An 8744-nucleotide genomic window follows, 5' to 3' on the forward strand; every position below is an offset into this window, starting at 1 on the left:
ATGTCAATATTCAAAAAAATCTCAATTTTATTTATTTTAAGTCTTGTTTTGATGAGTGTTATAGGTTTTTGGACTGATAACATTAATTCAAAAAGAATGAATAAATTAATTCAAGAAAAATACCTAACAATTATAGAAGATATTTTTAAAAATATTGAAAATAAATCTTACATAGAAACTATTTTTAAAAAAAACAATTTAACTCCTTTTAAAGAATCTGGAACTTCTAGTAATGAAATAATTTATACTCAAAACTATACTTTTGGGAAAATTGAGATTTTAAAAGAGATGTTTGATGATGAATTTATTATAAAAATAAATTATTTAGATGAAGAATATATTTTAAAAACTCCCGATGAAAAAAATCTAAATGAAAAAAACATCTTAAATTTTCTAGTTTTTCTTGATATTTTTGTACTTTTTCTTATATTTTTATATATTTTAAATTTGCTAACTCCTTTGAAAAAAATTACTAAAGAGATTACAAATTTTGCAAATGGTGAACTTTCAAGCAGAATAAATATAAATTCAAAGGATGAAATAGGAATCCTTGCTGATTCATTCAACAAAATGGCAACTTCTTTAGAAAACTCTATAAAAACAAGGGAAGAACTCCTAAGAGATATTGGACATGAACTAAGAACTCCCATCGCAAAAGGTAAATTTGCCATAGAAAAAATAGATGATTTTTCTCAAAAAGAGTTATTAAAAAAGATATTTATTGACTTAGAAATATTAACAAATGAGCTAATAGAATTAGAAAAATTAAATCTTACAAAACTAAATATTACAACATTTAGTGCAGAAACTTTAATAATTGAATCCCTAGAAAAACTATATTTAGAAGATGAATCAAAAATAGAAATAAAAATAAATGAAGATTTTAAAATAAGTGGTGATTTACACTACTTATCAACTACACTTAAAAATCTAATTGATAATGCCCTAAAATACGCCATTTCATTTCCAATAATTATTGAAACAAATAAAAATGAAATCTCTATTTTAAACAAAGGAACTAAACTCTCAAAAGAGTTAGAATATTATCTAAAACCCTTTACTCAAGAATTAGCTCAAAGAGATGGATTTGGATTAGGACTTAGTATTGTAAAAAAAATCATTGATAAACATGGTTTTCAAGTTGATTATTCTTATGAAAATGAATTTAATATTTTTAGAATAAATTTTATTAATGGTAAATAAATTTTTACCATTTCAAAGACTTATAAGTAACTTTTAACTATGATTCCAACCTTAGATTTGTGGTACAAATAGAGACAATTACTTTTTAATCTCAACTCCGGATAGTAATACTTTTTTATAAAAGATTTATCCAAAATTTCAAACTCAAAACACAATGTTGAAAGGATTTTGCATGGATTATTTCAAGCAATTTAAACAAAACTATTTAGTTAATTTTTGGCGTCCAACACCTGCTGTTATTGCACTTGGTGTACTAGCAGCTTACTATTTTGGTATAACTGGAACCTATTGGGCAGTTACAGGAGAATTTACAAGATGGGGTGGACATATTCTACAATTCTTTGGTGTTGATATCAGCAATTGGGGATATTACAAAATTATGAAAATGGAAGGAACTTCTTTAACAAGAGTTGATGGAGTAATGATTATTGGTATGTTTGCTGGTTGTATTGCAGCTGCATTTTGGGGAAATAATGTAAAACTTAGAATGCCTGCAAGTAATATTAGAATTATGCAAGCCTTAATTGGTGGAATAATTGCAGGATTTGGAGCAAGACTTGGAATGGGTTGTAATCTTGCAAGTTTATTTACAGGAATTCCACAATTTTCTCTTCATGCTTGGTTTTTTACAATTGCTATGATTATTGGTGTTTATTTAGGAACAAAAGTTACAATGCTTCCTTTTTTCCAATCAAAAATCAAACTTCAAAAAGTATCTTGTAGCAAAGAATTACAAAAAGATGAAACACAAGTAAAATCATTTTTTAAATTTGGTACATTTGTATTTATTGCCGCAATTATTTGGGCTTTATATCTTATATTTTTTGCAAATAGTCAAAAACTAGGTATTGCGGTACTTTTTGGATGTGCTTTTGGTTTATTAATCGCAAAAGCTCAAATTTGTTTTACTTCTGCATTTAGAGATATTTTTACAACAGGAAGAAATGAACTTGCTATTGCTATTATAATTGGTATGGCTGTATCAACTCTTGGTGTTTTTAGTTACATTATGATTGGAACTCCTGCAAAAATTATGTGGGCTGGACCAAACGCAATACTTGGTGGATTATTGTTTGGCTTTGGAATTGTTTTAGCTGGTGGTTGTGAATGTGGTTGGATGTATAGAGCAGTAGAAGGACAAGTTCATTTTTGGATAGTTGGAATTGGAAATGTAATTGGAGCAACTTTCCTTGCATTTACTTGGGATAGTTTTTCATTATCGCTTGCAACTTCTTGGCCAAAAATAAATCTTCTTGAATCATTTGGTTCTTATGGCGGATTATTTATGAACTACATCTTGTTATTTTTACTATTTTTATTAATTCTAAAACTAGAAAGAAACTACAAACAAAAACTAAAGAATAAAGGAAATTAACCTATGAAAGAGAATATTACTCCTGATTATAGACTTGATATGCAAGGTGAACCTTGTCCTTATCCAGCTATTAAAACACTTGAAGCAATGGATAGTTTACAAAAAGGTGAAATCCTAGAGATAATCAGTGATTGTCCACAAAGTATAAATAACATTCCAATTGATGCTAAAAATCATGGATATAAAGTCTTAAATATAGATAGTAGTGGTCCAACTATTAAATATTTAATACAAAAATAAAGGGTTTATTTCCCCTTTATTAAAACTTATCTTTTAAAGAATCTCTAATTTTTAGAAATTCATCTAAATGTTCAAAGAAAATATCAACTAATGTTGGGTCGAAATGATTTCCTCTTTCTTCTTTAAAAAGATTGAATATTTTTTCATCACTCCAAGCTTCTTTATAAACCCTATCACTTCCCAAAGCATCAAAAACATCAGCAAGGGCTGTGATTCTTCCATAAATATGAATGTCTTCTCCACCTAAGCCTCTTGGATAACCACTTCCATCCCATTTTTCATGGTGTTCATTTGCTACAATTGCAGCCGTTTTTAAAAGTGGTCTATTTGAATGTTTAAGCATTTCATATCCTAAAGCTGAATGAGTATCCATGATTTTTCTCTCAGCTTCATCAAAACGACCAGGTTTATTTAATATTGCATCAGGAATTGCAACTTTTCCTATATCGTGCATTGGACTTGCTTGTTTTAATAACTCAGCTTCTTTTTCATCTAAACCATAATACAAAGCCAAAAGTTTTGAGTATTCTGCAACTCTTTTTACATGATTTCCAGTCTCTTTGCTTCTACTTTCACCAATAGCACCCATAGTAAATACAACTTCTTTTTGTGTATTTTCTATTTCGTGATTTAGATTTGTAATTTCCGTTAAACCATCTTCAATTTTTGTTTCAATTTCATCTACAGATAAACCAACATTTTTGTAAATTTTATAAGCTAAAAAGCTTAAAAAACTAATTACAATAATTAAAAGTACCAAAATACTAAAATATGTAATATTTATAAAATCACTTGAAAGTTTTTCTATTTTATCTTCTATATCCGAACTATATTTTTTATTTATATTAATGATATTTAGACTTATATTTCTTATTTCAAACTCTTTATCTTCAATATCTTTTATTTTAATAATATGATTACCCACTTTTTCAACTATTTGTAAATATTCTTGAGTATCAGTATTATCGTAACTATTTATCAATAATTGAATTTTTCCTAACCACTTATTAAAAGTTTCCCTATCTCTTTTTTGATAAAGAACCTCTTTACTATAATATTTCACATCCCCAAATAATTGAGAAAGTTTAAAATCTTTTCGTTCGATTATTTCATGATCAAGTCTTTTTCTTATATCATTTTCAATAGGATAATCACTATCAAATTGAGCAATTAATGATATTTTTTTCTCTTGTAACAAATAAATTGCATCAAAAGCTTTTTCTATTTCTTGTTCACTTTTAAATAAAAGATCAAGTTTTTTAGCAATAACTTCATCTTTATGAATATCACTTATTAAAAAATCTATCAAATCATTTTTATCTTGTTCTTTAAAATTTTCTTGTATTTTCTCAAACTCTAATTCATATTTAACAAAATCTTCTTTTGCTTTATCTAACTTATCAATTGAATCTAAATTTATAGTATCTTTTAATAATTCATTCATTCTTTCTTGCATAGAAACTAAATTATTAATAGATTGTTTAGTTAAATTATTCTCTTTAATTTGATAAATTACTATGGTATTTATAATCCCTATTGCCGTAATAATGAATAAAATTGATATAAAACTAATTTTAATTATTTTCTTTATACTCATATCTATCCTTGGAATTAATTATCTATGTATGTAGTTTTTTGTATAATCTGCATTAATTATACTATAAGGTGCTAAAAAATGATAAAAATGATTAATAAAAAAGAGAATATATTTGATGATAATATCGCTTTTGTAGAGAATTGGGACTTTTCAAAAGCAAACCTAAATGAAGAAAATAGAATATTAGCCATCACTCAAGTTGCCTCGATTTGTTATCAATCACCAAAAGCTTTAGGAAGTGAAAGTTTATACAATAGGCTTATGGCAGAATCTCAAGGTTTACCATCATCATCTTTTGAATTTGTACCTGTATTACTTGACCCAACAAATGAAAAACATAAAGAAATTTTAGCACCAGAATTTTCAAATGTAAAAAAATTTGGAGAGCAAATTTGTGATGGGAAATACCTACTTACAAATTATAGAGCTTTGGTTTATGATTTTGAAAACAATCCAAAAGCTTATAGTTTTGATATTAGAACTATTTACAATACACTTGAAGAGTGTGAAATCATAAAAGCACACTTCAAAGTATTTTTATATAAAGTTGATTTTCCAACTCGTTCTCAAATGGTAAGACACAGAGTTAACTGGCAAGAACTTAGTAGAAGATATGTAAGTGGGAAAAGAGTTCCTTTTGATTTTTATGTAAGTGAAAAAATGAAAGATGTTACTAGCGAAGCTGGAACAACTCAACAAATTTTAGATATTTGTTTAGAGCACTATTACAAAGCTTTAGAAGATGGTGTAAAGCCTCAAGAAGCCCGAAGAATAATTCCACAAGCTGGATATTCACAAATTTGGGGAGGTTTCCAACCAACTCAACTTGAGAACTATTTTAAACTAAGATTAGATTCTCATGCCCAATGGGAAATTAGAAAAACAGCAGAGGCAATGAAAGAACTTTTAGCTTGAATTATCAAAAGATTTTAAAAGAGATAGAAAATGAAATTCAACCTTTTTTAAATGAAGGAAAATTAGCAAACTATATTCCAGCTTTAGCAAATGTTGATGACAAAAAGTTTGCCATGTCAATTCAACTTTTTGATGGAACTTCTTATCACATTGGAGATTCAAATTTAAAATTTTCTATTCAAAGTATCTCAAAAGTTTTTACTTTTACCTTAGCTTTAAATCACTATGGAAAAGATTTATATAAAAGAGTTGGACATGAACCATCAGGAAATCCCTTTAACTCTTTAATTCAACTAGAGTATGAAAATGGCATCCCAAGAAATCCTTTTATAAATGCAGGTGCAATTGTTACAGCTGATAGTTTAGTTTCAATTTATAAAAAAAATACTTTTGATAATATTTTAGATTTTATAAAAAAAACTTCAAATGATGAAACAATAGTTTATGATGAAGAGATATTTAAATCAGAATTAGCCCATGGTTTTAGAAACTTTGCTTTAATAAATATGATAAAAAGTTTTAACAATATAAACAATAATATAGATGATGTAATTGACACTTATTTTAAACAATGTTCAATTATGATGAATAGTTCACAATTAGCAAAATCAATGCTTTTTTTAGCAAATCATGGAGTACATCCTTTGACAAATGAAGAGATAATAACTGAATCAAAAGCAAAAAGAATAAACTCTTTAATGTTAACTTGTGGTCATTATGATGCTTCAGGTGATTTTGCATATAAAGTTGGACTTCCAGGCAAAAGTGGAGTTGGAGGCGGAATTGTTGCAGTTGTTCCTAAAAAAATGGCAATTTGTGTTTATTCTCCAAAACTAAATTTACAAGGAAATTCCCTTGTTGGCACAGTTGCTTTAGAACTATTTACCACAAAAACTGGTTTGTCAATTTTTTAAATTTTAAAGGAAAAATATGAGCGCTTTAGAAATTGCTGATATTATTGGAATAATTTGTTTTGCACTGAGTGGATTCTTAATTTCTGTTCATTATAAACTTGATATTTTAGGTGTTTTCATCTCTTCATTTTTAACAGCCCTTGGTGGAGGAATGATTAGAGATGTTTTAGCTGATAGAACTCCTTATGTTTTTACAACAAATCTTCCTGTTATTTTAGTTGTTGCAACAGTAGTAATTGCTCTTTTATTTAAACTACACAAAATTGATGATTTAGAGGGTAAAACTGCGTTTATTATCTCTGACGCTGTTGGTCTTGTATCTTTTTCAATTACAGGTTCTATCGTTGCTATTCAAAATGATTTTAACTTCTTAGGAGTTCTAATTTTAGCTTTTCTAACAGCCGTTGGTGGGGGAACAATAAGAGATATTTTAATAAACAGAATTCCGTCTATTTTAGTATCTGAGTTTTACGCAACGGTTGCATTAATCATAGCTTCAATTATATATGTATTAGAGCTTTTGCAATTAAGAAGTTTACCTACTATTACGATAGTTTTTATTTTTGGTGTAGGATTAAGACTTCTTGCTTATTATAGAAAATGGCATTTACCAACTTTATCAAAGGAATAATTTTATCTTTTTAACTGTTCATTTACTTTTTGTAGGTATCATTGCATAATTTTCAAAATTTAGGAGAAAAAATGATAAAAAAATTTCTATTTACAGTTTTATTAGGTTTAAGTGCATTCGCAAATTCACTTACAATAGGAACTGATATTCCAACACTTACAGTTAAAGATCAATTTGAGAAAGATCATACAGTTGATGCAAATATTAAAACAATAATTTTTTCAGCAACAAAAACTGAAGGTACGACTATAAAAGAGTTTTTATTAACAAAAGATAAAGATTATTTAACAACTAACAAAGCTGTTTATATTGCAGATATTACAGGTATGCCTAGCTTAATTACTAAGTTTATTGCAATGCCTAAAATGAAAGATTATCCGTTTTCTGTTCTTTTAATAGACGAGGCTAATAAAACACTATTTCCAGTTAAAGAAGATATGATTTCTATTATTTCTTTAGAAAATGGGAAAGTTACAGATATTAAATATGTAAAAACTGCTGCTGAATTAGGGCAAATTTTAAAATAATTTTTTAGCTACTAGCTTTTAAGCTAGTAGTTTTTCAAATGCTTCAATAATAGCAATACTTTCCAACTCTTTGATTCTATTTTCTAAACTATCAACGGTTTCATTTTGAGAAATTTCAAGCTCTTTTGTAAGTATAATTTCACCTTCATCATAAACTTCATTTACATAATGAATTGTAACTCCAGATTTTTTTTCACCATTTTTTATAACAGCTTCATGTACAAATCTTCCGTACATTCCAACTCCGCCATAAATAGATGGCAATAAGGCAGGATGAGTATTTATTATTTTATTAGAAAATGCATTTAAAAGTTTTGATTCAATTTTTTTCATAAAACCCGATAAAAATATATAATCACAACCAAATTCAGTTAATAATCTTGCAATTTTATCATCTATATCTTGTCCTGGATATCTTTTTTCATTTATAATGAAGTAAGGAATATTATAAGATTCTGCTCTTTCTAAAACACCTGCATTTGTATTATTTGTAATTACAACTACAATTTTTGCATTTAGTTTTTTATCAAGTATTGCTTTTTGTATAGTTTCAAATCCACTTCCGTTATAAGAAGCTAATATTCCAATTTTTTTTATCATTATTTATCCTAAATTTTAAGGGGTTGGATTATATCTATTTTAAAATTAGTTTACAATCTTTGAGCATGGGTTAAAGCAATCGCAATAGCATCTGTAATATCTAGTGGTTTAATCTCTTTTTTAACCCCTAAAAGTCGTTTAACCATAAAAGCAACTTGCTCTTTTGTAGCTTTTCCATTTCCTGTTACTGCTTGTTTTACTTGAAGTGGAGTATATTCTGCAAAATTACCAAATTTTTGTAAAATTTTTAATGAAATAGCTCCTCGAAATTGAGCAAGTTTTATAACTGTTTTTGGATTAAAAGCATAAAACATATCTTCAATTGAAACTTGATCTATTTCATGTTTGTCAAATATCAAATCAAAACCCTCTGTCATCTCAACAATTTGTTCTTGAAGGATTTTTGTTTTTATTTTTATAAGCCCCGCTTCAATTAATTTTACACTATTTCCATTCTTTTCAACAATGGCATATCCACAGTTTCGAGTACCCGGGTCAATTCCTAATATTTTCAACTTTTCACTCTTTCTGTTTAATTTCTATTCACATAGTTCTATAGCCCGTATAATGGTATCTTTTAAATAAAATTTTACTTAAAGGAAAAACTTTATTCACTACTTATTCACTATGTGTATAACTTGTTTTCTTTAGTAAATTTATCCTATTTCCCTATAAATGAAGCTGTTTTATAAAAAATTTTGATATAATATTTACTAATTACGATTAAAGAGTTTACAAATAA

At 27.1% G+C, this 8744-nt stretch carries 9 protein-coding genes and 1 pseudogene; 7 read left to right on the forward strand and 3 right to left on the reverse strand.

Going from position 1 to position 8744, the window contains the following annotated elements:
- The 3 genes from ASUIS_RS13470 (at nt 1) to yedF (ending at nt 2818) form a co-directional block, all read left to right on the forward strand.
- Nucleotides 1-1203, forward strand: a complete 1203-nt coding sequence (locus ASUIS_RS13470) for an ArsS family sensor histidine kinase (protein WP_118887591.1) — start codon at nt 1-3, stop codon at nt 1201-1203.
- 172 nt (nt 1204-1375) lie between these two features.
- A complete protein-coding gene (gene yedE / locus ASUIS_RS13475) occupies nt 1376-2578 on the forward strand; it encodes a selenium metabolism membrane protein YedE/FdhT (protein WP_118887592.1) in 1203 nt (400 codons plus the stop codon).
- A gap of 3 nt (nt 2579-2581) precedes the next feature.
- Nucleotides 2582-2818 (forward strand): sulfurtransferase-like selenium metabolism protein YedF, encoded by a 237-nt coding sequence (gene yedF / locus ASUIS_RS13480; RefSeq protein WP_118887593.1) that lies wholly within the window; start codon nt 2582-2584, stop codon nt 2816-2818.
- A gap of 19 nt (nt 2819-2837) precedes the next feature.
- Here the strand turns inward: yedF and ASUIS_RS13850 are convergent.
- Nucleotides 2838-3482: pseudogene (locus ASUIS_RS13850) on the reverse strand (HD-GYP domain-containing protein); the annotation flags it as partial.
- A gap of 1011 nt (nt 3483-4493) precedes the next feature.
- Here ASUIS_RS13850 and ASUIS_RS13490 point away from each other — a divergent pair.
- The 4 genes from ASUIS_RS13490 (at nt 4494) to ASUIS_RS13505 (ending at nt 7402) form a co-directional block, all read left to right on the forward strand.
- On the forward strand, nt 4494-5330 hold the full coding sequence (locus ASUIS_RS13490; protein WP_118887595.1) for an FAD-dependent thymidylate synthase: 837 nt from the start codon (nt 4494-4496) through the stop codon (nt 5328-5330).
- Complete coding sequence (locus ASUIS_RS13495; protein WP_118887596.1) at nt 5327-6244, forward strand: glutaminase; 918 nt, start codon at nt 5327-5329, stop codon at nt 6242-6244. Before ASUIS_RS13490 ends, ASUIS_RS13495 begins: the two co-directional genes overlap by 4 nt.
- Before the next feature lie 16 nt (nt 6245-6260).
- Nucleotides 6261-6875: a trimeric intracellular cation channel family protein gene (locus tag ASUIS_RS13500; RefSeq protein ID WP_118887597.1), complete on the forward strand. Its 615-nt coding sequence runs from the start codon at nt 6261-6263 to the stop codon at nt 6873-6875.
- Between the two features lie 71 nt (nt 6876-6946).
- The gene (locus ASUIS_RS13505; protein ID WP_118887598.1) at nt 6947-7402 is read left to right on the forward strand and encodes a hypothetical protein; all 456 of its coding nucleotides are present in this window, start codon (nt 6947-6949) and stop codon (nt 7400-7402) included.
- Between the two features lie 18 nt (nt 7403-7420).
- On the opposite strand, the gene purN is transcribed toward ASUIS_RS13505, so the two are convergent.
- Nucleotides 7421-7999, reverse strand: coding sequence for a phosphoribosylglycinamide formyltransferase (gene purN, locus ASUIS_RS13510; protein WP_118887707.1), 579 nt, complete (start codon nt 7997-7999; stop codon nt 7421-7423).
- 53 nt (nt 8000-8052) lie between these two features.
- Nucleotides 8053-8517, reverse strand: coding sequence for a crossover junction endodeoxyribonuclease RuvC (ruvC, locus tag ASUIS_RS13515; RefSeq protein WP_118887599.1), 465 nt, complete (start codon nt 8515-8517; stop codon nt 8053-8055).
- Nucleotides 8518-8744 lie beyond the last annotated feature (227 nt).

Origin of the sequence: Arcobacter suis CECT 7833 (assembly GCF_003544815.1) — a bacterium.
Taxonomy (GTDB): domain Bacteria; phylum Campylobacterota; class Campylobacteria; order Campylobacterales; family Arcobacteraceae; genus Aliarcobacter; species Aliarcobacter suis.

Coding starts and splice junctions, on each gene's coding strand:
- ASUIS_RS13470 (WP_118887591.1), top strand. CDS start 1: ATGTCAATATTCAAAAAAATCTCAATTTTATTTATTTTAAGTCTTGTT.
- ASUIS_RS13500 (WP_118887597.1), top strand. CDS start 6,261: ATGAGCGCTTTAGAAATTGCTGATATTATTGGAATAATTTGTTTTGCA.
- ASUIS_RS13505 (WP_118887598.1), top strand. CDS start 6,947: ATGATAAAAAAATTTCTATTTACAGTTTTATTAGGTTTAAGTGCATTC.
- yedF (WP_118887593.1), top strand. CDS start 2,582: ATGAAAGAGAATATTACTCCTGATTATAGACTTGATATGCAAGGTGAA.
- ASUIS_RS13490 (WP_118887595.1), top strand. CDS start 4,494: ATGATAAAAATGATTAATAAAAAAGAGAATATATTTGATGATAATATC.
- yedE (WP_118887592.1), top strand. CDS start 1,376: ATGGATTATTTCAAGCAATTTAAACAAAACTATTTAGTTAATTTTTGG.